Source organism: Ruegeria profundi (assembly GCF_020171505.1).
Classification (GTDB): domain Bacteria; phylum Pseudomonadota; class Alphaproteobacteria; order Rhodobacterales; family Rhodobacteraceae; genus Ruegeria; species Ruegeria profundi.
In genome coordinates this window covers 204,999-230,051 of sequence record NZ_JAIUZS010000001.1, presented here as the reverse complement: position 1 = coordinate 230,051, position 25,053 = coordinate 204,999, and the positions used below count along the sequence as shown (strand labels likewise).

The following is a 25,053-nucleotide window of genomic DNA, read 5'->3' as shown; positions in this document are numbered from 1 at the left end:
GCCCTTTTCGGGCTGTGTGAAGACCCTGGGGAAAGCCCGTTAGGTCAATAATAACGATGCCCGGCGCGGAGAAACCGGCCAGGATGCGCGCTTATCCATATTGTAGGAAGGAAAGTCAACAACAAATGCAGGCCTAGAGGTCTGACCCTTTGAGTACCTGTGCGACCGCCTCACCCAACTGAAAATAGATCGCATCGAACATCTGATCAAAGCTCTCAAAAAGGGCTGTATTGACGGCCTTTCCCGTCTCGGTCCGCGAAAACGCGATATTCTCGCGCATCTGGGCGTCGCTCAGCGGTTTGTAGGCCAACAGGAAAAAGGAATACAGCCAGGTGCGGGTTTCTTCGGTGGTACCGTCCTTTTGTTCAAGAAGCTGCGTCAGCAGTTCCGCTTCGTTCTGGCCTGCACCAATGTTCAGTCCGCGGAAAAAATTGTAGTCTGCACTGATCGAATTCTGAACGTTCTCTTCGATCAGATTGTTGACATGAATGTATTCATCCACCAGCCGATACAAATCCGCATCGCGGTCCGCGTTTTTGTAGTTATCCTGCGCCATCTCTTCGATCGTTTCATCCGACAACGCGACACGGGCCGATAGTTCGAGTGACACAAGGGTCTGACCAAGCTCGCTTTCGAAGAACAGGATTGCTTGGTCCAGCTGTTTGTCAGAGAGCGTGTTATCAAACACCTCTTCGACATACAGGCGCATTTTGTCGGCGTCATAAATCCGGGCAACCTGATCAAGAAAGACCGGACCGCCTTTATTGTCCAGAAAGGTCTCTTGCAGGTTTTGCCCCAGTATTTCACCTTCGTCGCGTAGGATGTCGATGACTTCGTCCAGCTGCAAAGCGTGCAACAACCGGTCAACTCTTTCATCCGCCTGCAGCGGAAAGGCTGATACGAAAAATGTCAGTACGGCCGCAATCAGGCGCATCAGATATCTTGAGCGGGGTGTAAGTCCGCCATCCTCGCAGCGAGATCTTCGAATTTCATCGCCATAATCTCATACTGAACTGCGTTGAGCAGCTCATAGACCTCTTGCATCAATGGCTGCTCCAAGGCGTCTGCATATGCGACAACATCCGCGTCAGAAAAATCCTGATAGGTGTAGGCTGCTCCTGCAAGCGCAGACATCTGCAACGCTTGGCGCATGCCGGTTTCGTTCTGTCGCATCATTTCGCGTAGTTCATCTGCGCTCAATTGCAGGTCGATTACGCCCGAGGCACTTGCGGCCAGCAGAAACCGCAATTGGATTTCCTGCAGTGCGCGCAGAGCTGTCCCGCTGGAATCAATCGCTGCGTTCATGCGTTTGAGGTTTTCAACCCGGCTTGACCCCTCTTTGATAAGGTCAGCTACGATTTCCTGCCCCTCTTGTTGCTTGGCGTCTTCGTCCTCGCGCAAGTGGGATGCGTTTTCCGCCTCGACCAACCGCTGACCCAAATCCGAAGCATAAAACTCAACCGCGTGGTTCAGCGCATCATCTCTCAGCGTTTGTTCCAAAATCGATACGGCAGTTTCATGCATATCTTCGATGTTGAACACGTCTTCGGTAAGCCGCTTCCAATCGGAACCGAAGCCGTCGGGGTCGATTCCCAGCATCTGTGGCGCCGATGCGGACGACAAAGCAATGCTCTCCAAAGCCACATCAAACCCCGTTGTGGTCAGAAACGCTTCTATCCTGTCGCGTCCGGCGGCGAAGGTCTGCGCCGGCAACAAGACGGACGTCAGAAGTATGAACGAAGTAATCAGGGCGGTGCGGCGAAGAAGATAGGTCATACCGAAGAGCCTAGGTGATTTAATCCCTGTGGCAATGGAAAATCCCGTGATGATGAGATTCGGGAATTTTCTGCTTGCACCCCTGCGCGTTCCTCACTAAATCCCCCCCTCACAGACCCCCGCGGAGAGGTGCCGGAGTGGTCGAACGGGGCGGTCTCGAAAACCGTTGTGGGTGCAAGCCCACCCAGGGTTCGAATCCCTGTCTCTCCGCCACTTGCCAAGTAATGCAAGCTGACCTGACAATCCAAGAATGTTCTCCGCATAACAGCCAAAGCGCTGGCGGCATGAAATCGCCGTCTGTCGATAACGGATCGGCGCAGCATGGCCCAATCTAAGTTTCGAACAGAGTTTTCGGGATTTCTGAATGGGCAATCGCTAAATTTGGATCAGCTTTGAGACACATTTTTTTAAAGGAGAGAGTTATGTCGCGTACCCTTATAGTTGTCATCATTATTGCTGCAATCGGTGTCGGATTTTACTACTTCGCAGCACAACCTGAACCCACCCCAGCTGAGCAAGTTCAGGCCGCGACTGAGGATGCAGGAGAGGCAGTCAGCGAAACGGCCGACGCTGCTAGCGAAACCGCAGACGCCGTGGCCGAGGAAACAAATGAAGCCGCTTCTTCCATTACTGAACAGGCGACTGAAGCGGCGGACCAGGCCGGGCAAGCGGCCAGTGATTTGGTCAATCAGGCCGGTGAGGATGTCGCTGCACTGGCTAACCAGGGTCAAGACCTCTTGAATTCGTGGATTGAGGAAGGCGCGCTAACCCTTGAAAACTTTGACTATGACGCAATCGTTGCGTCGGTTCAGGAAAGCAATTTGGCGCAGGATTTGAAAACACAAGCTATTCAGATTTTGGATGACATACAGGCGTCGCCTGAATTGATAGCGGCCAAGATCCAAGAACTCCGCGACCTTTTGACGGGACAATAGAGCAAACAGGGCCGAACTCTTTGGCTCGGCCCCGTGTTTGTGACGCCCTGCAAGCTCCATTAACGTCAAGCTGCGGATCGATTGACGTGCCACACCGCGTTTGATTGGTTGCTATCCAGTTGAGGGTAAATACATACCGTAAAAGGCTGTATTGCTGACGCAATGGTTCGCTCTGGCCGGATTTCACTGGCCGAGCTGACCTTTTCAAGAACAAGGAACAAACATGACCACCCTGCCCCAAAGCATGTTCGCAACCGTGCTGCTACATGACGGTTTCACAGGGTCGCCCACCGGTCCGTACATCGACGATGCTGGAGACTGGCTGGCTGAGGCCGAGCTGCCGGTACCTGAACCCGGTCCCGGGCAGGTTCTGATCAAACTGCGCGCGGCTTCGGTCAACCCGTCCGATATTCATTTCATCAAAGGTGAGTATGGACAACCACGCGTCAAAGGCGCTGCTGCCGGGTTTGAAGGCTGCGGCGATGTTGTGGCCACCGGAAAAGGGGCCGAGGCGCTGCAGGATCAACGCGTCGCCTTTGTTACCGGGGGTTCCGGTGCGTGGGCAGAATACGTGCTGGCACCGGCAATCATGTGCATTCCCCTACGCCCCGAAATTTCCGATGAAGACGGTGCTGCACAGATCGTCAACCCGCTGACGGCAATGGCGATGGTCGATATCGCGCGCGCTTCCGGGAATGCGTTCGTTCTTTCGGCGGCCACCAGTCAGTTGGGGAAACTGATGTGCAGTCTTGGCCACGATCTTGGCCTGAAGCCAATTGCTCTGGTCCGGCGACCTGAAACGGTGGAGGCGCTGAAAGAGCTTGGGGCGGCAGAAGTGCTAGTGACAACGCACCCCAACGTTGTGCAGGACTTCAGCCAGATTTGCAGAGAACTGAAGCCCCGTGTTTTTTTGGATGCCGTGGTTGATCAACTGTCTGAACAGGTGTTCTGCGCTATGCCAAATCAGGCGCGCTGGATCTGCTACGGAAAACTCAGCGCCGAAGCGCCGACCCTGACCCAGAGTGGGCAGTTGATCTTTATGGGCAAGCAGATCGAAGGGTTCTGGCTGACCAACTGGGTTACATCCACGCCGCCAGAAGATCAGGCGCGCGTGGTAGCCGAGGTGCAAGCGCGCTTTGCTGATGGTCGATGGAAAACCGATATCTCTGAACGGCTTTCACTAAAGGCTTTGGTGCCAAATCTGGCGTCTGAACTGCAGAAGAGCGGTGGGAAGGTGATCATTACACCATAGAAGATCAACATGTCGCATATGGTGAGATTTTTTTAAGAGCACTTCGCGCCTGACTCCACGAGACCGGATCGGCTGTTCTTTAATATGCCGCAAATCGAACTCTTTATACTAAACGTGACCAATCATTTTCATCTTGGTGAGCTCGGGTAAGCCTTTTGCATGTTCAAGACAAAAAGCGGGGCGCTGGCTCAGCTTGAGTCATCACGAGAATGTTATAGTTTTCTGGCATGAAAACTTTTCGAATCGAAAACCAATTAAAGTTGAAAAACTCTCAGGTGATTTCTCAGGGTAACCGTCAATTTGTTTATCAGAATCCGGACGACCCGAATACACTTCTAAAAGTACCGCAGCCACATACGACGAATGGTCAGGCTAACCTCGTGACGGACTCGTGGTTTGATCGCAAATTTCGGCGATCTACAACCTATAAAGGTTTCCTGCGTGAATTTCACGAATCATTTGACCTTATGGTTCGTTTTCAAAACAGGAGTGATCCCATTCCTGTTTGCGAGGTTAGAGGTGTACTGCAAACCGATATCGGTATTGCCCTTGTATACGAACGGATTTCCGATCCCGATGGGCAATTGTCGCCCAGTCTTCAGGAATTGGCCGAAAGCGGACGCCTAACGCCGCACCATTTAGATTGTCTGGACAAACATTTTGATGAACTTATTGAGGCGAAAGTCCTCGTCAGCAACAAAAATACCAGAAATATTGTTTTTCAGACTTTTCCTGACGGATCTGGCCGTTGGGTTTGGATCGACAGCTTTGGAAGCAAGCAGATAGTCCCCGTTCGCCGCTGGTTTCAGTTTTTGAACCGGCGCAAGATCAATCAGATCAGGGAAAGATTCATGGGCGTCGCCGAGGACGCATTGCGTAGGAGTGCAGAGCGCGGATCTTAGTCTCCAGTCCTACGTATTAGTTATTAAAAGAAAAACTGTAGACCAAAAGAAAACGGCCGCAATTCCTTGCGACCGTCTGAAATTTGTAGTCTGTAGCGATTAACGCTTCGAGAACTGGAACGAACGACGTGCTTTGCGCTTACCGTATTTCTTGCGTTCCACAACGCGGCTATCGCGGGTCAGGAAGCCAGCGGCTTTAAGGGCGCCACGCAGGTTCGGATCATAGAGTTGCAGCGCTTTTGAGATGCCGTGCTTGACCGCACCGGCCTGACCGGTCAGGCCACCGCCTTTGACGGTTGCAACAACGTCGAACTCACCTTCAACGCCCGCAACCTGGAAAGGCTGGCGCAGGATCAGCTGCAGAACCGGACGAGCGAAGTACTTGTCCTGGTCTTTGCCGTTCACGGTGACCTTGCCGGAACCCGGCTTGATCCAAACGCGGGCAACAGCGTCTTTACGCTTGCCGGTGGCGTAGGAACGGCCCAGTTCGTCACGCACGGGCTCACGTGCAACAACTTCTTCGGCCACGGTTTCAACGCCTGTGACGGCGCTCAGCTCTTCGAGAGTATTGATCTGATCAGCCATCGGTCATTAGCTCCGGGTGTTTTTCTTGTTCATGGACTTAACGTCCAGAACTTCGGGGGCCTGGGCTTCGTGCGGGTGCTCGGCACCGGCATAAACACGAAGGTTGGTCATTTGCTGACGTGCCAGACGGTTGCCCGGCAGCATGCGCTTGACCGCTTGGGTCACGACGCGCTCGGGGTGTGCACCCTCGAGGATTTGCTGTTTGGTGCGTGACTTGATGCCGCCCGGGTGGCCAGTGTGCCAGTAGAAGTTTTCTTCGCGCTTCTTGCCGGTCATCTGGATTTTGTCAGCGTTGATCACGATGACGTTGTCGCCCATGTCCATGTTCGGGGTGAACGACGCTTTGTGCTTGCCACGCAGGCGCATGGCGACGATCGAAGCAAGACGGCCCAGAACAACGCCCTCGGCGTCGATCAGGATCCATTTCTTGTCGATGTCTGCAGGTGTTGCAGAAAAGGTTTTCATGGCAGGATAGTCCTGTTTGATGTGAAAGACCGCCCCACGACAGAGCGGCCCGAATTCGATGAAGCGTATTTAGAGGTGCGCGCGATGCAGGTCAATAACGTTTATCGCCTTAAAAATGTTCTATTTCAATAGCTTGCAAAATAGGTATTATTTTACCCCAACGTCAGACACTGATTTGCTCTGGCGGATTATCCAGCAACTTACGCAGTCGCTGCATCGCGTCTTCGAAACGGTCCAGCGATACATGCCCGTTCATCGCAATGCGTACTGCATTTGGCGCGCGCCCGTCGCGAAGGGCGAACTCATCGGCTGAACGTAGTTGAATCCCTTCACGCTCGGCTGCACGGCTGAAGGCGGCCGCGCGCCAACCGGATGGTAAATGAAGCCAAACAAAAGAAACGTCCGGCGCCCAGTTGAGTTCAAATCCCCCCAAAGCATTGACCGCGACACGCACGTATTCCCCCATCTTTGCACGAACGTCCTTTGCTATCTGGCGCGTTCTGGGGTCGGACAGCAACAGGCGGGTCAGCTCAGCCAGCGGTTGGGCCAGTCCGAAATACCCATATTCGGCGGAGCGCCGCAAATCTCCACTTCTTTCCCGCGGCGCGATGGCGAACCCGACGCGCAACGCTGGTGTCAGAGTTTTTGAGATTGATGTCACGTGCCACCCCCGCTCGGGCGCAAGGGCGCGATAGCTCGGTGCGCGCGCGGCGCCCATGCGATAACAATCGTCCTCGACAATCTGCAGATCAAAGCGGCGGGCCACCTCCACAATTTCTTGTCGACGTTCAAGCGGCGTGTGCACCCCTGTGGGGTTCTGTACCTCTGGAGAAACGCAGACAGCTTGTGCCTGTGTTTGGCGAAGAACGCGCTCCATATCGCTCGGATCAATGCCCCATTTATCCATTCTGACACCGACAACATCAGCGCGCATCAACTCACCGGCCCGGCGGAATCCGGCATACGACAGATCTTCGATCAGAATCAGGGGCTTGGTGCCGCGCAAGATGGTCTGAAAAACAAGGCACAGCCCGTTCTGACCACCATGGGTCAGAACGATGTCATCATGCGAGAGCGCACCCAGAGGAAGGTCTGACAGCCAGTCAACCACGGTCTGCCGCATGGGTTGATACGCATCACGAGTTGGATAGTTCAGGAATAGGCCCGGATCAGCTTTGGAAACCTTTTGCAAGCATTCGCGGATCAAAGCCACCTGCCCCATATCTGCCAGACGCGGACTGAACAGGCTGACATTGGCGTTGTACTTGTCATCGCGCAGGTGAAGCTGACGGGCCCAGACATCATCCAAGATCGGAGATTTTGGCGGGGCCACGAATGTACCACGTCCAACCTCGGCTTGTAGCAACCCTTCGTCCGTCAGAATGGTATAAGCCCGCGCGACAGTTCCCGGAGTGATCTGCAATCGATACGCCAGTTCTCGCACCGGAGGAAGTTTTGCTCCGACCTCCAGCATCTTGTTATCGATGGCCTTTCGGATGGTGTCAGCGACCAGTGTGTATTTCGGCCCTTTAGATGTTGGCAGTGCTTCGGGCCAAATTGTATCCATTACAATTCTTCCTTTGCTTTTGACACAATCCTGATTGTATCACCACAATGTACTTAGCACATTAGCTTTGTGTCAATACAATTTTGAAAGGATACCCAATATGGCACGCGCAATGCACCACCCCGCCCTCATGCTGCTTAACGACAGTCCCCGGCTGCCGCTGATCGCCGCGCTGGCTGTGCGGTTTGCTGCGATTGTCACAAGATGGGAACGCCAACGCCGCACTCGGATTAATTTGTCCAAGCTGGATGACAGACTTTTGAAGGATGTTGGCCTGACACAGCATGAAGCACGCAAGGAATACACCCGGCCATTCTGGCAGGGCTGAGTTTCCCCAGTCCCACGATGGGACCTCTTCCTGGCCGGGCACTGCCCGGCCTTTTTTTATCCAAACGCAGCCGCGGCTGATCCTTCTGGTGGAAGCGAATACGTCATAGTGGCCCGCGCGACAGGCTTGTCGGACCCTTCGGAAAACATAAGCACGTCCCCGACGGCAAGACTGCGACCAAGTTTCAGCATGCGGCAATGGGCGATCATATCCTTGCCACCCAAGGGTTTACGCAGAAAATCTAAAGAACTGTTGGTCGTTACTGCCAGAGAAAGCCGTCCTTTGCGCGCAAGGATCAGCGCATACACGCTCACATCAGCCAAACCGAACATGGACGGGCCCGACACTGTCCCCCCTGGCCTCAGATGTCTGTCTTCGACAACCAGCCGCATCACGATCGAGTCTTCATAGAGCTCTTCAATGACAAAATCCCGATGCACCTGCGGAAATATCTGCGCCATATATTCCGACAGATCGTTCCGACTCATTGCCAATGACATGCTTTCCCTCCTCGACTTGACGACCTAGAGTTGGCCCAACATCGCAACGGAGAGCAAGATGGCAATTCTGGAACGTAACGACACTGGCGCGGTCGCCACCCTTACGCTTAACGCGCCTGATCGGTTGAATGCGCTGAGCGACGAAATGCTCGCCGCCCTTCAGGCCGAGTTTGACGCTCTCAGCGGTGATTCCTCTGTACGGGCAGTTATCATTAAGGGAGAAGGCAAGGCGTTCTGCGCAGGCCATGACCTTAAACAAATGACAGCAGGTCGTCAGGCCGAGGACGGCGGCAAGGCCTATTTTCAGGATCTGTTCGGCAGATGCGCACGCATGATGCTGTCGATTCGATCCCTGCCCCAGCCGGTCATCGCGCAGGTCCATGGCATTGCGACGGCTGCGGGATGCCAATTGGTCGCCACTTGTGATCTGGCAGTTGCCGCAGAAGGGACGCGGTTTGGTGTGAATGGCGTGAATATCGGCCTGTTCTGTTCGACCCCGATGGTTGCGCTCAGTCGCAACATCCCTCGCAAACGAGCGTTCGAGATGTTGACAACTGGTGAGTTCATTTCAGCCGAAACTGCCGCAGAATTGGGCTTGGTCAATCGTGTCGTGCCGGAAATGCTGTTGGAGCATGAAACTGCGGCGCTTGCAAATCAGCTTGCGGACAAGCTGGGTTCCGCAGTCAAGATCGGGAAGCAGGCCTTTTATCAGCAGTTAGAAATGCCGATTGAACAAGCCTACGATTACACCGGAGACGTAATGGCGCAGAATATGCTGCACCGTGATACCGAAGAAGGCATATCTGCATTTATCGAAAAAAGACCGCCAAACTGGCATCAATAAGGCGATTATTGTCAACAATTTTTAGCATTGTTCGCAATTTAGCACTTTTCAAAAGGGCGACACTGTGGCAATGCTGGGACAGAGCTTAGGCTCTGGAGACACTTTTGGGTCGCCGTGGGCGGAAGGTCCCTCCAAGCTGGTTTCTCTCACCGGCGTAGACATTCCCGCAGCGGCGACCCCAAAATCCCCTAAAACACTAACGCTATTCAGTCTGTGTTGCGTTGTGCTTTGCACTACCCTATGTGGCAGCGCATGACACAGAAATTGCATATCGTGGGCGGCGGCATGGCCGGGTCCGAGGCCGCTTGGCAGGCGGCGGAAATGGGCGTGGATGTGGTGATCCATGAAATGCGGCCCAAAGTGGGCACTTTTGCACACCAAACCGGAAATCTGGCCGAGATGGTATGCTCAAACTCTTTCCGATCCGATGATGACGAACAGAATGCAGTTGGCTTGCTGCATTGGGAAATGCGGGCGGCAAATGGCTTGATCATGGCGACGGCCGATGCGCACCGTCTTCCCGCCGGTGGTGCGCTGGCCGTTGATCGTGATCCCTTCGCCGAAGCCGTCACCGCGAAACTGCGCAGCCATCCGAGAATTGAGGTCACTGGCGAAGAGGTGACCGCCCTGCCCGACGAAGGTCATTGGATTTTCGCAACCGGTCCTTTGACCTCGGCTACTTTGGGCGAAGCTATTCGTGCCGAGACCGGCGCAGAGTCCCTGGCCTTCTTCGACGCAATCGCCCCCATCGTTTATGCCGATAGCATCGATATGAGCAAAGCATGGATGCAATCGCGCTATGACAAGGGCGAAACCGAGGAAGAACGGACCGCCTATTTGAACTGTCCGATGGACAAGGATCAGTATGAGGCGTTCATTGATGCGTTGCTGGCCGCCGACAAGACCGAATTCCACGAGGGCGAGACCGCAGGCTATTTTGACGGTTGTCTGCCCATCGAAGTGATGTCCGAGCGTGGACGCGAAACGCTGCGCCATGGCCCGATGAAGCCGGTTGGCCTGACCAATCCACACCAGCCGGACGTCAAACCACATGCCGTGGTCCAGTTGCGCCGCGACAACGCTCTTGGGACGTTGTTCAATATCGTGGGTTTTCAAACCAAGATGAAATATGGTGCGCAGACCGAGGTTTTCCGCATGATCCCCGGTTTGGAAAACGCCAGTTTTGCGCGACTTGGCGGGATTCATCGCAATACGTTCATCAACTCGCCCACGCTTCTGGACGTGCAGATGCGTTTGAAGTCCAAGCCGAACATTCGATTTGCCGGGCAGATCACCGGGGTTGAGGGTTATGTCGAAAGCGCGGCGATGGGTCTTTTGGCTGGCCGGCTGGCCGCAGCCGAGATTCTAGGTCTGGACCTGCCCGAGATACCAAAAGACAGCGCGATGGGCGCCCTGATCCACCATATTACCGGCGGAGCTGAGGCCAAGACTTTTCAACCCATGAATGTCAACTTTGGTCTATTCCGCCCGGTGGACGGCTTGAAAGGTGGACGTCGCGGTCGAAAAGACCGCTACAAGGCCTATACAGATCGGGCCAAAGCCGAGTGGACGCGCTGGTTGGGGCAAAGCTGACTGGACGCACCGGGGCTATCGCGCTTAACATCAGTCTATGAGCGATAAATATCTCAAGGACACCTACGGCCTGGACACTCCGCAAGCCACACACGCACATTATCAGAAATGGGCATCGTCGTATGATTCCGAGGTGGCCGCGCAAGGATATGCAACCCCCGGTCGGGTGGCCGAGGCATTGTGGTCAAAACTGCCCCAGCCGCAGACGCCCATTCTGGACTACGGATGCGGAACTGGCCTGTCAGGTGTAGCCTTAAACGCAGTAGGTTTTGAGGTTATTGACGGCGTTGATCCATCCCCCAAGATGTTGGAGGGTGCGGCAGCAAAAGGTGTTTATCGCAAGCTTTCATCTTTCGAGATCACGGATCCGAACCCTCTGGATCAAGGTGCTTACAAGGCAATTGCTGCAATCGGCGTTATCGGCACTGGCGCAGCTCCACCTGCGGTATTCGACATATTGATGCGTGCTCTGCCCAAAGATGGAATGCTTGCGTTTTCCTTTAATGATCATACACTTGACGACGTCTCTTATACCTCACGCCTGAATGACTGGCTGGACACAGGCGCGGCACGTTTGCTATTTCGCGAGTATGGCCCGCACCTTCCAGGAATGGACCTTAAGTCTGACGTATATGTTGTTCAAAAAGCGTGACATTTAGAACTCGATTTGCGCCTTCACCCAGTGGTCCTTTGCATTTGGGGCATGCTTACTCAGCGCTTCTGGCCCATGACCTGGCAGTGGCGGAGAACGGTCAATTCCTTCTGAGGATTGAAGATATTGACCGAGCGCGTTCTCGCTCAAGCTGGGAAGATCAAATCTACAGGGATTTGCGCTGGATTGGTCTCAACTGGCCTGAACCCGTGATGCGGCAATCCGAGCGATTGGGCGTCTATACAACGGCACTGGACAGGCTTTGGGCCCGTGGCCTGCTTTACCCGTGTACGTGCAACCGGAAAGACATTGCTTCAGCGGCCAGTGCGCCGCAAGAAGGCCGTCCGCTTCATGGGCCGGATGGCATCATTTATCCGGGTACGTGCCGAGACAAATTCCGACCATCCGCAGCAGACGGACCGCGCCCGAAGGACATTCCGCTTCGGTTGAATATGGCGGCTGCCTGCCGGGTGCTCTCCGGATCAGACGATCCTGGCGCTCAGATCGGTTCTTTTGTGGAAACCGGTGCCGGACCAAATGGTGAGACAGGATTGATCGCGTTTACGATGGAAGAGTTGACGAACACGATCGGTGACGTAGTGCTGTCGCGTCGTGATATGGGAACATCCTACCACCTGTCAGTAGTTCTGGATGACGCCGCGCAACGGATTACCCATGTCGTGCGCGGACAGGACCTGTTCGAGGCCACGAGAATTCATGTCGTTTTGCAGCGCTTGTTGGGATTGCGAACACCAACGTACCGTCATCACAGGTTGATCCGCGACGAGGCCGGTAAACGGTTGGCTAAACGCGATGACGCGCGCGCGCTTTCAAAATACCGTGCGGAAGGGGCCACCGCAGAGGATATCCGGGCCTTGATCGGTTTGTGACCGTGTCAAACCATTGGTGGCATCAGCTCAACCTCTTTCCCGTTCCGTACGGCAGTGTAGAAGCAGGTCCTGCGGTTCGTGTGGCAGGCGGGGCCGGTTTGACGGACCAGAACCAGCAAGCAATCGCGGTCGCAATCGTGCCGAAAATCTACCAGTTCCTGCACGTGACCTGACGTTTCACCCTTGATCCAGAATGACTGGCGGGACCGCGACCAATACGTGACGCGACCGGTTTTCAACGTTTTTTCTACGGCTTGCGCGTTCATCCAGGCCATCATCAGCACCTCGCCCGAGCTTTCATCTTGGGCTATGGCAGGGATCAGACCAGCTTCGTTGTACTTCAAAGACGATGGATCAAACGCGACAGTCGCGGACATGAGAAAAACCTTTTGCATCCCGGTAGAGGCTGACTATGTATGGGGGACAGGCAACGAGGTAAAGCCATGTCCGGTGAAAATGACCTTATCAAACTCTATTCTGGCCGCATCTTGTCGCTGGCAGCAGACATTCCGCATCTGGACCGGCTTGATCATCCTGATGCCACGGTAAAAAAGCGGTCGCCGCTGTGTGGATCAACCATAACCGTTGATTTAAATGTTCAGGACGGCAAAGTCTCGGATTTTGGCCAGGACGTCAAAGCTTGTGCTTTGGGTCAGGCCTCTGCTTCGGTTGTTGGCAGCGCGATCATCGGCGCAACACGCGCGCAAGTGGAAACAGCGCGCGATCAACTGGCAGCCATGTTGAAAAAGGGTGGCCCCGCCCCGGATGCCCCTTTTAACGGTTTGGAAGTTCTGATTCCGGCGCGGGACTACAAGAACCGCCATGCGTCGATTATGCTGGCTTTAGAAGCCACAGCCGAAGCCTTGGAGCAGGCTGAACAGGCTAATTGTGCTTAAAACACGTTTTTTGTAATTCTTCTGCGCGCAAAACTTAGACCAGTTCAGACTAATTTAACTGATTCCTGTTTGAGGCTCTGGGTCTGTATCGCCCTAAAGTAATGATAGCGTGTTTGCAGCGGTGTGCCAGAAAGCTGTTCGCTCTCCCGCGTTAATCAAGGCCGATTATCTGAAGGTATTGATTTGTTTTCAATGACCTATCACTTAGGCACGTCGTTTACGTATCAGGATAATGTAGTACCGTTTAAGCACCCTGTTGTTCTCTCTTCAGGCGCTCCAAAGGTCGAAGCGAAGCCTGCGTGTATACAAACCGGAAAGTTTTAAGAAAAAACCGCCGCGCCTTCCGGGCGGAAAGGGCGGCGGCAGGTTGTGCGTGTCTCGCGTAGGGTCCGGATAGCCGTACGAGGCCGAGGCAGGCCTCTCAAGAGGATTGGGACAGGTTGGTCACCCTTGACTGAAATGGGGATAACAGCACGGTAACGCCGGCACGAGATCGCAGGCAGAAACGGTCAGAAAACTCCGGGAATATGCAGGGCAACCATGAGCATGACCACCAAAGACACGGCCCCTACAGCGTCCTGCAAAATCGTCGACTGCGATCGGCTCAAAGTCATCTTGATCTGGGTCAGCATGGTCTCACCTCTGGATAGCATCCTTGTGTTGATCTTTTGTTCTCATATTTCGGCGAGTCGGTAAAGAACTTTTTAGGAACAAATGTGAACAAATTGGTAATATCTCTTTAACCTACTGAAATTAAACGGATTGCCTGATCCTGCTTCATGAGCCACAGAAGAACGCGCGCGGCCTGCCCCCGGTCAGACCGCAGCGAAGGGTCAGCAGTCAACAATGCACGGGCATCGGTTTGGGCCGTAGCCATAAGCCCGGCCTGACGTTCAAGGTCTGCTATCCGAAACTTTGGCAACCCGGATTGGGCCGTTCCAATCAAATCGCCTGCACCACGCATCTGAAGGTCTGTTTCGGAAATCCGAAATCCGTCCTCGGTTTCGCGTAAAACTTCCAGCCTTTTTCGGCCACCCTCGCTGAGCGGAGGTTGATACATCATAAGGCAGGTCGAATCGGACTGACCGCGCCCGACACGGCCGCGCAATTGGTGCAGTTGCGCCAACCCGAAAATCTCGGCCCGCTCGATGACCATGATGGATGCGTTGGGAACATTGACCCCAACCTCGATCACGGTCGTGGCGACCAACACCTTTGTCTTCCCCTCTTGAAAGGCTTTCATTGCAGCGTCTTTTTCAGCTGCTGGCATCTGGCCGTGCACCAAACCAACCGTTCCTTCGCCAAGAATGGCCCGCAACCGCTTGAACCTTTCCTCAGCCGCCGTCAAATCTGAAACTTCAGACTCGTCAACCAGCGGGCAAACCCAATAGCATTGGCGCCCCTCAGCGATCGCGCGGCGCAGGTGCGAAACAACCTCATCCATGCGTTCGGTGCTCACGATTGCCGTCTTGACGGGTTTCCGTCCGGGCGGCCTTTCGTCCAATACAGATACGTCCATATCGCCATATTGCGCCAATGCCAGGCTGCGCGGGATCGGAGTGGCCGTCATCACCAAAACGTCCGCGCCCTGCCCTTTCTCGGACAGTTCCATCCGTTGACGCACGCCGAACCTGTGCTGTTCGTCAACAATTGCCAAACGCAGCGCTTTGAACTCCACATCATTTTGAAATACGGCATGTGTGCCGACCAGAATTTGAATGTCGCCGCTTTTCAAAGCCGCCAGTTTGGCGCGACGTTCCGCGCTTTTGTCGCGTCCAGTCAGGATTTCCAGAACAATGCCTGCGTCTTCGGCCAAGGGGCGCAGACCTTCCAAGTGTTGGCGTGCAAGAATTTCAGTTGGCGCCATCATGACACCCTGCCCGCCCGCTTCGACGGCGATAAGCAAGGCCATGAACGCCACGAGTGTTTTTCCTGCGCCTACATCACCTTGCAACAAACGGTTCATCCGAGCATCCGACGCCATGTCACTTGCGATGTCATCAATGGCCCGAAGTTGAGCGCCGGTTGGTTTGTACGGCAGACTGGCAAGAACTTTGCTTTGCAAAACACCTGTACCAACACTCACAATGCCACGCGCTTTCCGCTCGCGCTGCCGCGCTAGCGCCAGCGTCAATTGATGCGCGAAAAGCTCGTCATACGCCAAACGTTCCCGCGCCGGGGCATGGGCTGCTACATCATCGGCCCCTTGCGGATTGTGCGCCGCAGCAACGGCCGCTGCCCAATCGGGCCACCCTTGTTTTGCGATCAAAGCCGTATCAATCCATTCGTTCAGAACAGGCGCGCGCGCCAAGGCGCTACGGGCGGCTTTGTAAGCCGTCTTTTGCGTGATCCCCTGGGTCAGATGGTATACGGGTTCAAACTCTGGGATGTCCTTGGCGTCTTCTAGTGGCAGCATGTAATCAGGGTGGACCATCTGCGCCATCCCGTCGAAGAGTTCAAGCTTGCCCGAGATGACACGACGCGCCCCCTGCGGAAGAACCTTTTTCAGGTACTCTCCGCGTGCGTGGAAAAAGACCAATTGAAAGTCTGCCTGGCTATCCTCGACGTGAACCCTGTAGGCGCCGCCCTTGTTGCGGGGTGGCCGATGCGCGCCGACAGTCACCTCGACCGTCAGCGTGGCAGGAAGATCAACATCCCGGATCGTGTCGCGACGGCGGCGGTCGATCACGGCGTATGGCAGGTTGAAGAGAACGTCACGCGGGGACTCCGTCCCCGCTTGTATCAAGATCTGAGCTGTCTTTGGCCCGACCCCATCCAGAGTTTCCAAGCTGGCAAACAGCGGGAACAAGCTTTCTGGGCGACCACTCATGCAGAACCGATCAGCTGCAGCCAACCATCCTCGTCCAGTGTTTCAATACCAAGATCAGCGGCTTTTTTCGCCTTTGAGCCTGCTCCAGGACCCGCCACCAGAAGATCGGTCTTTTTGCTGACAGACCCCGACACCTTCGCGCCAAGTGCCTCGGCCCTGGCCTTGGCTTCGGCGCGGGTCATCTTTTCCAATGTCCCGGTGAAAACGACAGTCTTTCCGGCGACTGGGCTGCCAGCGGTATCTGGCCGTTTGGCGGCTTGCACGTCCAACTGAGCGACCAGAGCATCTATGCTGGCCCGCTCTGCGTCTTGCGCAAAGGCGGACACGAGCGCCCGGGCCATGACTTCACCAACTCCATCGACGCTGAGCAGGTCATCCCACTCTGGCCCATTGAAATCTGCCGCCGCGGTAATCGCACTTTCGAATTCGGGCCAGCCGCCATAATGGGTCGCGATTAGGTTAGACGCCGCCTCGCCCATATGCCGAATACCCAGCGCAAATAGCAGCCGACCAAACGGAATTTGGCGTTTTTCGTCAATCGCCTCCCAGAGGTTCCTGGCACTCTGTGCACCCCAGCCTTTTCGATTGGCCAGTTTTGTCAAATTTGCACTGTCTCGGTCGTGCAGGGTAAATATATCTACCGGAGTTTTAATCGGAAGATCGGGGTCGCTATAGAACATTTCGATCTGCTTGGCACCCAGACCTTCGATATCAAACGCCTTGCGAGAAACGAAATGTTTCAATTTTTCAATTGCTTGTGCAGGACAAATCACACCGCCCGTACAGCGGCGCACGGCGTCACCCTCTTCGCGGATGGCATCGCTGCCGCATTCAGGGCAGGTCGTGGGAAATTCGAAAGAGGTGGCAGCTTCTGGCCGTTTTGAAATGTCCACATCCGCGATTTTGGGAATTACATCGCCGGCGCGGTACACCTGAACCCAGTCGCCGACGCGGATGTCTTTACCGTCTCGGATCGTGCCGCCCTTGGCGTCCCGGCCCGCGATATAGTCTTCATTGTGCAATGTGGCATTTGAAACCACGACCCCGCCTACCGTGACCGGATGCAGCCTGGCAACCGGGCTCAACGCACCTGTGCGCCCCACCTGAATGTCGATCGCTTCCAGACGGGTCCATGCAAGCTGAGCCGGGAATTTATGCGCAATCGCCCAACGGGGGGTCGTGGAGCGGAACCCGAGCCGACCCTGCAAGGACAGGTCGTTTACCTTATAAACAACTCCGTCAATGTCATAGCCGAGTGTGGATCGCTGGACCTCGATATCGCGGTAGTGCTCTAGCATCTGAGCGGTTGTTTCACACAGCTTGGTCAGTGGATTCGTAGCAAACCCCAGATCATGCAGCCGCTCAATTGCAGACATCTGCGTGGTTGCCAACGGTTCCGACAATTCCCCCCAAGCATAGGCAAAGAATTTCAGAGGGCGCGCGCGTGTGACGGACGCATCCAGTTGGCGCAATGAACCCGCAGCGGCGTTTCTTGGGTTGGCAAAGGTCTTTTCACCGGCGTCTTCCTGCGATGCATTCAGTCTTTCGAAGTCTTCATGCGACATGTAGGCCTCCCCCCGGACTTCCAGCACTTTCGGCGCGTTTTCCAGAAGCTGCGGAATATCTGAAATCGTCCGGGCGTTTGCTGTGACGTTTTCCCCCACCTCTCCGTCGCCGCGTGTAGCAGCCTGCACCAGCTTGCCATTTTCATATCTCAATGAAAGGGACAGGCCGTCGATTTTGGGTTCTGCAGTAAACGACAGCGGTGTTGCAGCATCCAGCCCAAGGTACTTTCGGACAGATCGGTCAAAATCCTGAATGTCTTCATCGTCGAACGCATTACCCAGCGACATCATTCGAACCGCATGGGTTACTTTCGAAAACCCTCCAGCGGGTCGCGCTCCGATCTGGTCCGAGGGACTGTCGGTGCGTTTCAGATTCGGAAACCTTGCCTCGATCTCAGCGTTTCGACGCTTGAGCGCGTCGTAGGCTGCATCAGATATCTCTGGCGCGTCTTCGCCGTGATAGAGTTTGTCTGCTCGCAACAATTGCGCTGCCAATTGCGCCAACTCTTCGCGGGCGGCCTCTTCAGTCAGGTCAGCTACCGGAATCAAATTACTCATGGCCTCGCCCTGTCACGTCATCTTGGGCCTCAGTGATAGGGCGAGGTCATGGCCAGGTCCAGATGCGCTGTATGGTCAGCGCGCAGGATCACCCCGGACTTTGGGCGACTGTGTTCTGTTCACGCCCCTACAGCCATCCGCGTTTCATCAACGGTTTTGCTTTGCGGATCACGCAGGACATATCCGCGGCCCCAAACAGTCTCGATATAGTTATCACCGCCTGTCGCGTTGCTAAGCTTCTTGCGCAGCTTGCAAATGAAAACGTCGATGATCTTTAACTCGGGCTCATCCATGCCGCCATATAGGTGGTTCAGGAACATCTCTTTAGTCAGCGTAGTGCCTTTCCGCAGGCTTAGCAGCTCGAGCATCTGGTATTCTTTGCCTGTCAGATGAACCGTTTTTCCTTCCACTTCAACTGTCTTGGCGTCCAGGTTCACAGCGACCCGGCCAGTGTGAATGATGGATTGCGAATGCCCCTTTGATCGCCGAATAATGGCGTGAATCCGGGCCACCAATTCCTCACGATGGAATGGTTTGGTCATGTAGTCATCCGCACCAAAGCCAAATCCTTTGATCTTGTTCTCAGTATCATCCGCGCCGGACAAAATCAGAATTGGTGTCTCAACACGGGCGATGCGCAGCTGACGCAGCACTTCGTGACCGTTCATGTCCGGAAGGTTCAAATCCAGCAGGATCAGATCATAGTCATAGAGTTTCGCAAGATCGATGCCTTCCTCACCCAGGTCCGTTGCGTAGACATTTAGGTTTGCATGCGTCAGCATCAATTCAATGCTTTTTGACGTGGTTGGATCATCCTCGACAAGAAGAATTCGCATTCACCGCTCCAATTCGGGTCAATTTACCAATTTCAAATTCACCCTGCTCAAAAATGGTTAATCTGACGTTACCGTTGAAACCCTTATTCACTTTCGCCTTTAAGTTGTCGATATTTTTTTAGTGCGGTGACCTTCAAAGCGTCAGTTCCGTGTTCGGCGACCGCTTTTACCCATGAATTGAATTCTTCATCGCTTAATCCATATCGCTTTTTTGCGTCGGAGAGTGTTATCAGCCCGTATAATACGCCGCGCACCACGATTACTTTCCGCGACGCAACCCAGCGCGTCGTGTTTTCTGGCGGTAAATCTGCACGCGATAAAATTGAACCATCCGGAAGGGTTACAGATCTGGGACCCTCGACTTTCTGTAATAGCATTTTTCGACCCTCTTCGTGCTGCAGCAAGGCTGACACCAGCGTACTTAATGACGAGTGAAACCGCCCCTTGAGAGTGTGTAGAATTTTCCTATATTCTGCCGGTCTTTCTTAACCCGTTATGGAATCGTCATGGCCCTGGATACCGAGACACCGCTGAACTCGCTTGGCTTTGCCAAACCCCCGTCGGAAACGCGTGTGGTTGTGGCTATGTCCGGTGGTGTGGACAGTTCTGTCGTAGCCGCTTATCTCGCGGATCAGGGCTATGATGTGGTGGGCGTGACGCTGCAACTTTACGATCACGGTGCAGCATTGGCAAAGAAAGGTGCCTGTTGCGCGGGCATCGATATTCACGATGCACGTCGCGTGGCTGAGGAGCGCGGGTTCCCTCACTACGTGTTGGATTACGAGAACATCTTCAAGGACGCTGTGATAGATGAGTTTGCCGACAGCTATCTGGCGGGCGCAACTCCTGTGCCCTGCATCCGTTGCAACGAACGGGTGAAGTTCAAGGATCTATTGGAGACCGCCAAGGATCTTGAGGCCGACTGCATGGCCACAGGTCACTATATTCAACGAAAGATGGGGCCAAACGGGCCAGAACTGCACAGCGCCGAGGATGCAAATCGCGATCAGTCGTATTTTCTGTTCTCAACCACGCCCGAGCAGTTGGATTTTCTTCGGTTCCCGCTGGGCCACCTGCCCTCGAAGGATGCGACGCGCGAGATGGCCGCGCAATACGGGCTGGCGGTGGCCGACAAACCCGACAGTCAGGACATTTGTTTTGTGCCGAACGGGAATTACGCCAGCGTAATCGAAAAGCTGCGCCCCGGCGCGGCCGAACCGGGTGAGATTGTCCACGCAGATGGACGCGTCTTGGCGCAACATGATGGTGTGATCCACTACACCATTGGGCAACGACGCGGACTGGGTATTGGTGGCCTCAGTGAGCCCTTGTACGTCGTCAAGTTGGACGTCGATAAGAAACAGGTGGTTGTCGGTCCCAAAGAGATGCTTTCCACCCGAACCGTCCCGGTCCGCGAAATCAATTGGTTGGGGGATTCGCCTTTTGCCTCGCAAAAGGAATGGCATGTTTCGGTCAAGGTTCGATCAACGCGCCCCCCGCAAGAGGCAATCATTCGTCCCCTAAGCGATACAACGTCCGAGGTTGAACTGCTAACGCCCGAGGAAGGCGTTTCGCCGGGTCAAGCCTGTGTATTCTATGCCTCTGAAGGCAGCCGCATTTTTGGCGGCGGTTGGATCTGGCGCGGATACTAGATTGCGTCCGTCCATGAGTTGCTGAGGATATACAGACCAGCGCAAATCATCACATACGGCACAAGGCTTTCCAATCGATTGGCGACAGAGCCGCTCATAAATGGGACTTTTGATCCAAGCAGAGCGATCAACGCAAGGCAACATGCGGCAAGCCCTGCGCCAGCAACGCCTGCGGTGCGGTAATTCGGCGCCGAATCCGCCAGCAGGGGTGCCAGAATTGCAAAAGTGTCCACCGAAAGGCTGAGAAACAGCAGTGTGGTCACGAGGATCGATGCTCCGTTTTGAAGCTTGGGATTGGCATCGTCATCGGTTCCACGCCTTTTTCGGATCAAGGTCAAAACACCCAGACCCAATGGGATCAGACCCAAATATCCCGCCCCACGCGGCACCACATCTGCCACCCCAAAGGCAAGCATGAGCGCTGAGCAGATTATGATCACCTGTGCCAATAGGAAGCCAAAGACTGACCGCTTCGCTCCGGCCACCAATGAAAGCGCAAGCAGTGCTGCAAGGTTGTCCAGATTGGTCAGAATCTGAGCCATAAAGACAGACAGGCCAAACGCCACGAAATCCAGCACTAGGACTTCATCCTTGCCAAAACCGCGCGCGCTGCGCGCAGGCCGGGTGCCTCACCCCCGTGTCCCAACCGTTCCATCGTTGTCGCCATTGCCTCAAGTTGTGCATTCGGAGCAGCCGAGACCTGCTCCAGTGCCGCAGCAATTGTTTCCGGCTGGCAGTCATCCAGCAGACATTCAGGCACGGTCCGGGTTTCTGAAACAAGATTGACCAGAGTCACCGTATCCAGCTTGACCATTCGTTCGGCTATCTTCTGGGTCAGCCAACTTAGCCTGTAGGCAATCACCATCGGCGTGGCTTGTGCGGCCAGTTCCAGCGAAACGGTTCCCGAAGCCGCCAACGCCAGTTCAGCCGCCGCAAATGCAGCCCGCTTTTCTTTCACCGCCTGATCCGAAGCCATTTCGCGCGGGTCAAGAACGACTGGATTCCCGGGCCAGGCGCGCACATGCTCAGCCACGGCATCGACCATATGCGCTACGGCGGGTACTACGACCCGAGCATCGGGCCTGTTTTTCAGGTACAGCCGCAATACGTCGCCAAAGATCGGTGCGAGGCGATCAATCTCTCCGCCGCGCGAACCCGGAAGGGTAAGAATAAGCGGTGCGGCCCCAAGGCTATAGGCGTCTCGAAACTCCTGAATATCCGCTTCCGAGGCTACCGGCTCGCTGGCGACGGGATGGCCGACAAAATCACACTCCATGCCCGCGCGTTCCATATAGGGTGGCTCGAACGGCAAAAGCGCCAGAACATGATCGATGACTTTCGCCATTTTGTCGGCGCGTCCGGGTCGCCAGGCCCACACACTAGGGGCAACGTAGTGCACCGTTCTGATCTTGCTTTGCGCCTTGACGATCTTCGCGACGCGCAGCGAGAAATCGGGACTGTCAATTGTGATCAACACGTCGGGCTGCGTGTCCAGAACGGCTTGGGCCGTCTCGGCTATGCGACGTTTCAGGTGGAAATATTTCGGCAGGACCTCGACCAGACCCATTACCGAGAGTTCGGCCATCGGAAAGCGGCTGTCCAAGCCCTGTGCCTGCATCAATGGGCCGCCTACCCCGTCAAACTGAATATCGGGGACCAGACTGCGTAGCCCTTCCATCAATGCACCGCCCAACCGATCGCCCGAAGGTTCGCCGGCGACCAGAAATACCCGCATCAACTGGCCCGCTCGCGCACTTGGAGGAAAAGGCCAAGGCGGTTGCACTCATCAATGACCCGATCCCTCTGCAATACGATTACGCCGCCTTTCTCAATTACTATGCCGACCAAACCGGCAGCCACGGCACTCGAAACAGTTCCTGGTCCAATGGTCGGCAGATCAGCGCGTCGATCCTGATTGGGCTTTGGGGCTTTGAATAAAATACCCCCGCCTGCGTCGGGCCGTTGCGTCAAGGATTGCAACATCCAATCGGTCCCAAAGATGCTTTCAACAGCCAGTGCCTGCCCTTTTAACACCGCACAGGCCTGTCCGATATCCGCCGCACCCATGGCCCGAAGAATACTTGCCGCCCTGTCCGCATCGGACAGATCAGCTTTGGACGGTTGAGCCTCGGTCAGGCATCCCAGCGGAGGCAGCAAGGCCGGCGCGATCTGATGCGCGGCGCGTACGTTTAGACCAGAGTCTTCGAAAAGTCCAATTACCGCGCGCAATGCGCCGTCATCCCCAGACATCATCGCCTGTTGAAGCACAGGGACCAAAGGCATCGTGGCGGCGTCAATCCGCGCTGGATCAATGGCCGGACGACGGACGGCGCCAGCCATGCAAATCTCAGTGACACCCCGGGCTTTGAGGTCCGCGATAAAACTCCCCAAATGCTCCAGCGGAAAGACGATATCTGTGCTTAAGCTGTCAGGTGCGAACCCCTCCATCGCGCAGATCAAGGGACGCTCGGTGAGGCAATCAACCACCTCACCCGGCAATGCTCCTGTTCCGGCAATCAGCGCCAGCATCGGCCTACTTCCTTGGTGTCAGAAACGAGCGATCCGACTCACCAGTCACAAAATCCACGATGCGCTGGACATATTCGCTCTGGTTGTCTTGGCCGAGTCGATGGGCCCGCTCCATGAACGTACCTTCTCCGTCAGACAATTCCCGGAAGGCCGCGCGCAATGCCGCGATATCCTCGCGCGACACCCCTTTTCGTTTCAAACCGACAAGGTTCAGCCCGTCCAGTTCACCCCGTGGTGCCTGTACCAGACCGTATGGGATAACATCATTGGCCACCATGGTGAGCGCACCAATAATCGCGCCACGGCCCACGCGCACCCACTGGTGTAAGCCTGAAATGCCGCCGACAATAACGTCATCTTCGATAATGCAGTGCCCTGCGGCACCAGCGTGATTGACCATGATCACCCGGTTTCCAATCTGAACGTCGTGCGCCACATGCACACCCGCCATCAACAGGCAATCATCACCAATCCGGGTTACGCCGCCGCCGCCTTCTGTACCGGTGTTTACCGTGACATGCTCACGAATGCGGTTGCGCTTGCCAATCCGCAGACGCGTATCCTCACCGCCGAACTTCAGGTCCTGCGGAATTTCTCCGATCACTGAGAAATTGAAGATAACGGTTTCGTCACCGATTGACGTGTCGCCCGTCACCACGACATGAGATTTCAGCTCGACCCGATCGCCCAGTTTGACCTGTGGGCCGATGTGGCAGAAAGGTCCAACGATGCAGCCCTCACCGATTTGCGCACCGTCTTCAATGATTGCGCTTGGGTGAATGCCGCTCATGTTGTTTTTTCCATGTCCCAGTCGACATAGGCCGAGAATTCAGCCTCGGTCGCGACTTCACCATCTACCGTCGCACGACCGCTGAACTTGAAGATTTTGCCACCCTTTTTGCCCCGCACGGTTTCTACGTGCATCTCAAGCACGTCACCCGGGATTACTTTTCTGCGGAATTTGCACTTGTCGATGTTCATGAAATAAATCAACAACTCGCTGTCGATGACATCCATGCCTACACCTAGCATCACGCCTGCGGTCTGTGCCATCGCTTCGACAATGGTGACGCCCGGCATGATCGGAGTGCCCGGAAAGTGGCCTTGGAAATGCGGCTCGTTCATCGTGACGTTCTTGATGCCAACAGCCGACTGATAACCCGAGATATCAACAACCTTGTCGACCAGCAGAAACGGATAGCGGTGCGGCAAGATCCGCTGTATCAGCTGAATATCGGCGCTCTTGGTTTCCGTGCTCATAGTGGTGTTGTCCCGTGCTGATTTTCTGTTTGCCGCGTGGTTAGCAATACCGCGCCCCAAGGGCAAGCAAACCTATTCACTAGCCCCGGATTCAACGGCGCGACCGTCGCCAATTACCGCATCAATCCGGGCAATTGCCGCATCCGTGATGTCAGTGCGGTCCGAACTCAGGAAGACGCTTGAACGTTCAATGATGATCGCGGCCCCGGATTCGCGCAACAGATCGATCAAAACAGGCCGCACCAGCACGAGGAACCTTTGCCGGGCGTCCTCGCCGCGGCGGGCTAACGCGTCTAGTTTTGCCCTCTGGCCCTCTCGATGCGACTGGACCTTTTCGTCAAAAGCATCAGCCAGAGGGCGAAACTCCTCAGCCGTCATTGTCGCGCGCTGCTCTGTCAGAACCTTTTCCTCGTGGCTGAGTTCCGCCACGATGCGTTCGTTCTCTTCCCCTAGCAGTATGCCTTCAACTTCGATCTCACGCAGGACCCGCTTGCCAAAGGCAGATTCGGCGAACAAACGTTCGCTCGACAGTGTTACGACACTGCTTTCAGGTACCCCCAACTGCTGAGATACCGCAGTATCGGCGGCAAACAGGGCTAAAAAAACACATAGGGCCCGCAACGGGCCCCGCATTTTGA

28 protein-coding genes and 1 tRNA gene are annotated in these 25,053 nt (G+C 55.1%); 11 read left to right on the top strand and 18 right to left on the bottom strand.

Going from position 1 to position 25,053, the window contains the following annotated elements:
* Window positions 1-133: 133 nt before the first annotated feature.
* Window positions 134-934, bottom strand: coding sequence for a DUF2059 domain-containing protein (locus LCM21_RS01035; protein ID WP_224888941.1), 801 nt, complete (start codon window positions 932-934; stop codon window positions 134-136).
* Window positions 934-1,776: a DUF2059 domain-containing protein gene (locus tag LCM21_RS01030; RefSeq protein WP_224888940.1), complete on the bottom strand. Its 843-nt coding sequence runs from the start codon at window positions 1,774-1,776 to the stop codon at window positions 934-936. The genes LCM21_RS01035 and LCM21_RS01030 overlap by 1 nt, the downstream gene beginning before the upstream one ends.
* Window positions 1,777-1,899: 123 nt before the next feature.
* On the opposite strand from LCM21_RS01030, the gene LCM21_RS01025 reads away from it, so the two are divergent.
* From LCM21_RS01025 to LCM21_RS01010, 4 genes are all read left to right on the top strand, one after another.
* A tRNA-Ser gene (locus LCM21_RS01025) sits at window positions 1,900-1,989 on the top strand.
* Between the two features lie 209 nt (window positions 1,990-2,198).
* Complete coding sequence (locus LCM21_RS01020; RefSeq protein WP_224888939.1) at window positions 2,199-2,711, top strand: hypothetical protein; 513 nt, start codon at window positions 2,199-2,201, stop codon at window positions 2,709-2,711.
* Window positions 2,712-2,934: 223 nt separating this feature from the next.
* Window positions 2,935-3,963, top strand: a complete 1,029-nt coding sequence (locus LCM21_RS01015) for an alcohol dehydrogenase catalytic domain-containing protein (RefSeq protein ID WP_224888938.1) — start codon at window positions 2,935-2,937, stop codon at window positions 3,961-3,963.
* A gap of 227 nt (window positions 3,964-4,190) precedes the next feature.
* Window positions 4,191-4,865, top strand: a complete 675-nt coding sequence (locus LCM21_RS01010; RefSeq protein ID WP_224888937.1) for a YrbL family protein — start codon at window positions 4,191-4,193, stop codon at window positions 4,863-4,865.
* Window positions 4,866-4,964: 99 nt separating this feature from the next.
* Here LCM21_RS01010 and rpsI read toward each other — a convergent pair whose 3' ends face one another.
* From rpsI to LCM21_RS00995, 3 genes are all read right to left on the bottom strand, one after another.
* Window positions 4,965-5,450 (bottom strand): 30S ribosomal protein S9, encoded by a 486-nt coding sequence (gene rpsI / locus LCM21_RS01005; RefSeq protein ID WP_224888936.1) that lies wholly within the window; start codon window positions 5,448-5,450, stop codon window positions 4,965-4,967.
* A 6-nt stretch (window positions 5,451-5,456) separates the two neighbouring features.
* Window positions 5,457-5,915, bottom strand: a complete 459-nt coding sequence (gene rplM, locus LCM21_RS01000; RefSeq protein ID WP_039536983.1) for a 50S ribosomal protein L13 — start codon at window positions 5,913-5,915, stop codon at window positions 5,457-5,459.
* Window positions 5,916-6,078: 163 nt separating this feature from the next.
* Window positions 6,079-7,482, bottom strand: coding sequence for an aminotransferase-like domain-containing protein (locus LCM21_RS00995; RefSeq protein WP_224888935.1), 1,404 nt, complete (start codon window positions 7,480-7,482; stop codon window positions 6,079-6,081).
* 100 nt (window positions 7,483-7,582) lie between these two features.
* On the opposite strand from LCM21_RS00995, the gene LCM21_RS00990 reads away from it, so the two are divergent.
* On the top strand, window positions 7,583-7,810 hold the full coding sequence (locus LCM21_RS00990; protein WP_224888934.1) for a DUF1127 domain-containing protein: 228 nt from the start codon (window positions 7,583-7,585) through the stop codon (window positions 7,808-7,810).
* A gap of 56 nt (window positions 7,811-7,866) precedes the next feature.
* On the opposite strand, the gene LCM21_RS00985 is transcribed toward LCM21_RS00990, so the two are convergent.
* The gene (locus tag LCM21_RS00985; protein ID WP_224888933.1) at window positions 7,867-8,310 is read right to left on the bottom strand and encodes a PaaI family thioesterase; all 444 of its coding nucleotides are present in this window, start codon (window positions 8,308-8,310) and stop codon (window positions 7,867-7,869) included.
* 58 nt (window positions 8,311-8,368) lie between these two features.
* Here LCM21_RS00985 and LCM21_RS00980 point away from each other — a divergent pair, with 58 nt between their 5' ends.
* From LCM21_RS00980 to gluQRS, 4 genes are all read left to right on the top strand, one after another.
* Entirely contained in the window at window positions 8,369-9,154 is a 786-nt protein-coding gene (locus LCM21_RS00980) for an enoyl-CoA hydratase (protein ID WP_224888932.1), read from the top strand.
* Window positions 9,155-9,406: 252 nt separating this feature from the next.
* Window positions 9,407-10,747, top strand: coding sequence for a methylenetetrahydrofolate--tRNA-(uracil(54)-C(5))-methyltransferase (FADH(2)-oxidizing) TrmFO (gene trmFO / locus LCM21_RS00975; RefSeq protein WP_224888931.1), 1,341 nt, complete (start codon window positions 9,407-9,409; stop codon window positions 10,745-10,747).
* Window positions 10,748-10,784: 37 nt separating this feature from the next.
* Window positions 10,785-11,399, top strand: a complete 615-nt coding sequence (locus LCM21_RS00970; protein ID WP_224888930.1) for a class I SAM-dependent DNA methyltransferase — start codon at window positions 10,785-10,787, stop codon at window positions 11,397-11,399.
* A complete protein-coding gene (gene gluQRS, locus LCM21_RS00965; RefSeq protein ID WP_224888929.1) occupies window positions 11,396-12,289 on the top strand; it encodes a tRNA glutamyl-Q(34) synthetase GluQRS in 894 nt (297 codons plus the stop codon). The genes LCM21_RS00970 and gluQRS overlap by 4 nt, the downstream gene beginning before the upstream one ends.
* 5 nt (window positions 12,290-12,294) lie before the next feature.
* On the opposite strand, the gene hisI is transcribed toward gluQRS, so the two are convergent.
* Window positions 12,295-12,684 (bottom strand): phosphoribosyl-AMP cyclohydrolase, encoded by a 390-nt coding sequence (hisI, locus tag LCM21_RS00960; protein ID WP_224888928.1) that lies wholly within the window; start codon window positions 12,682-12,684, stop codon window positions 12,295-12,297.
* Between the two features lie 48 nt (window positions 12,685-12,732).
* Between hisI and LCM21_RS00955 the strand changes: the two genes are divergently transcribed.
* A complete protein-coding gene (locus LCM21_RS00955) occupies window positions 12,733-13,185 on the top strand; it encodes an iron-sulfur cluster assembly scaffold protein (protein ID WP_068331178.1) in 453 nt (150 codons plus the stop codon).
* 509 nt (window positions 13,186-13,694) lie between these two features.
* Here the strand turns inward: LCM21_RS00955 and LCM21_RS20685 are convergent.
* From LCM21_RS20685 to sciP, 5 genes are all read right to left on the bottom strand, one after another.
* Window positions 13,695-13,817: a hypothetical protein gene (locus LCM21_RS20685; protein WP_263618871.1), complete on the bottom strand. Its 123-nt coding sequence runs from the start codon at window positions 13,815-13,817 to the stop codon at window positions 13,695-13,697.
* Between the two features lie 107 nt (window positions 13,818-13,924).
* Window positions 13,925-16,015 carry an ATP-dependent DNA helicase RecG gene (gene recG / locus LCM21_RS00950; protein WP_224888927.1) on the bottom strand — a complete coding sequence of 697 codons (2,091 nt, stop codon included), beginning with the start codon at window positions 16,013-16,015 and terminating at the stop codon, window positions 13,925-13,927.
* On the bottom strand, window positions 16,012-18,138 hold the full coding sequence (gene ligA / locus LCM21_RS00945) for an NAD-dependent DNA ligase LigA (RefSeq protein ID WP_224888926.1): 2,127 nt from the start codon (window positions 18,136-18,138) through the stop codon (window positions 16,012-16,014). Before ligA ends, recG begins: the two co-directional genes overlap by 4 nt.
* 119 nt (window positions 18,139-18,257) lie before the next feature.
* Window positions 18,258-18,974, bottom strand: coding sequence for a response regulator transcription factor CtrA (gene ctrA, locus LCM21_RS00940; protein ID WP_224888925.1), 717 nt, complete (start codon window positions 18,972-18,974; stop codon window positions 18,258-18,260).
* A gap of 83 nt (window positions 18,975-19,057) precedes the next feature.
* A complete protein-coding gene (sciP, locus tag LCM21_RS00935) occupies window positions 19,058-19,351 on the bottom strand; it encodes a CtrA inhibitor SciP (protein ID WP_068332545.1) in 294 nt (97 codons plus the stop codon).
* Window positions 19,352-19,480: 129 nt separating this feature from the next.
* Between sciP and mnmA the strand changes: the two genes are divergently transcribed.
* A complete protein-coding gene (gene mnmA / locus LCM21_RS00930; protein ID WP_224888924.1) occupies window positions 19,481-20,626 on the top strand; it encodes a tRNA 2-thiouridine(34) synthase MnmA in 1,146 nt (381 codons plus the stop codon).
* On the opposite strand, the gene LCM21_RS00925 is transcribed toward mnmA, so the two are convergent.
* The 6 genes from LCM21_RS00925 to LCM21_RS00900 all read right to left on the bottom strand — a co-directional run bounded on the left by LCM21_RS00925 (window position 20,623) and on the right by LCM21_RS00900 (window position 25,048).
* Window positions 20,623-21,204 (bottom strand): cadmium resistance transporter, encoded by a 582-nt coding sequence (locus LCM21_RS00925; RefSeq protein ID WP_224888923.1) that lies wholly within the window; start codon window positions 21,202-21,204, stop codon window positions 20,623-20,625. The genes mnmA and LCM21_RS00925 overlap by 4 nt on opposite strands.
* Complete coding sequence (lpxB, locus tag LCM21_RS00920) at window positions 21,204-22,361, bottom strand: lipid-A-disaccharide synthase (RefSeq protein WP_224888922.1); 1,158 nt, start codon at window positions 22,359-22,361, stop codon at window positions 21,204-21,206. The genes LCM21_RS00925 and lpxB overlap by 1 nt, the downstream gene beginning before the upstream one ends.
* Entirely contained in the window at window positions 22,361-23,155 is a 795-nt protein-coding gene (locus LCM21_RS00915; RefSeq protein WP_224888921.1) for an LpxI family protein, read from the bottom strand. The genes lpxB and LCM21_RS00915 overlap by 1 nt, the downstream gene beginning before the upstream one ends.
* A gap of 4 nt (window positions 23,156-23,159) precedes the next feature.
* Window positions 23,160-23,945: an acyl-ACP--UDP-N-acetylglucosamine O-acyltransferase gene (lpxA, locus tag LCM21_RS00910; RefSeq protein WP_224888920.1), complete on the bottom strand. Its 786-nt coding sequence runs from the start codon at window positions 23,943-23,945 to the stop codon at window positions 23,160-23,162.
* Window positions 23,942-24,415 (bottom strand): 3-hydroxyacyl-ACP dehydratase FabZ, encoded by a 474-nt coding sequence (gene fabZ, locus LCM21_RS00905; protein WP_068331160.1) that lies wholly within the window; start codon window positions 24,413-24,415, stop codon window positions 23,942-23,944. The genes lpxA and fabZ overlap by 4 nt, the downstream gene beginning before the upstream one ends.
* 72 nt (window positions 24,416-24,487) lie before the next feature.
* Complete coding sequence (locus LCM21_RS00900) at window positions 24,488-25,048, bottom strand: OmpH/Skp family outer membrane protein (protein ID WP_224888919.1); 561 nt, start codon at window positions 25,046-25,048, stop codon at window positions 24,488-24,490.
* Window positions 25,049-25,053: the final 5 nt, after the last annotated feature.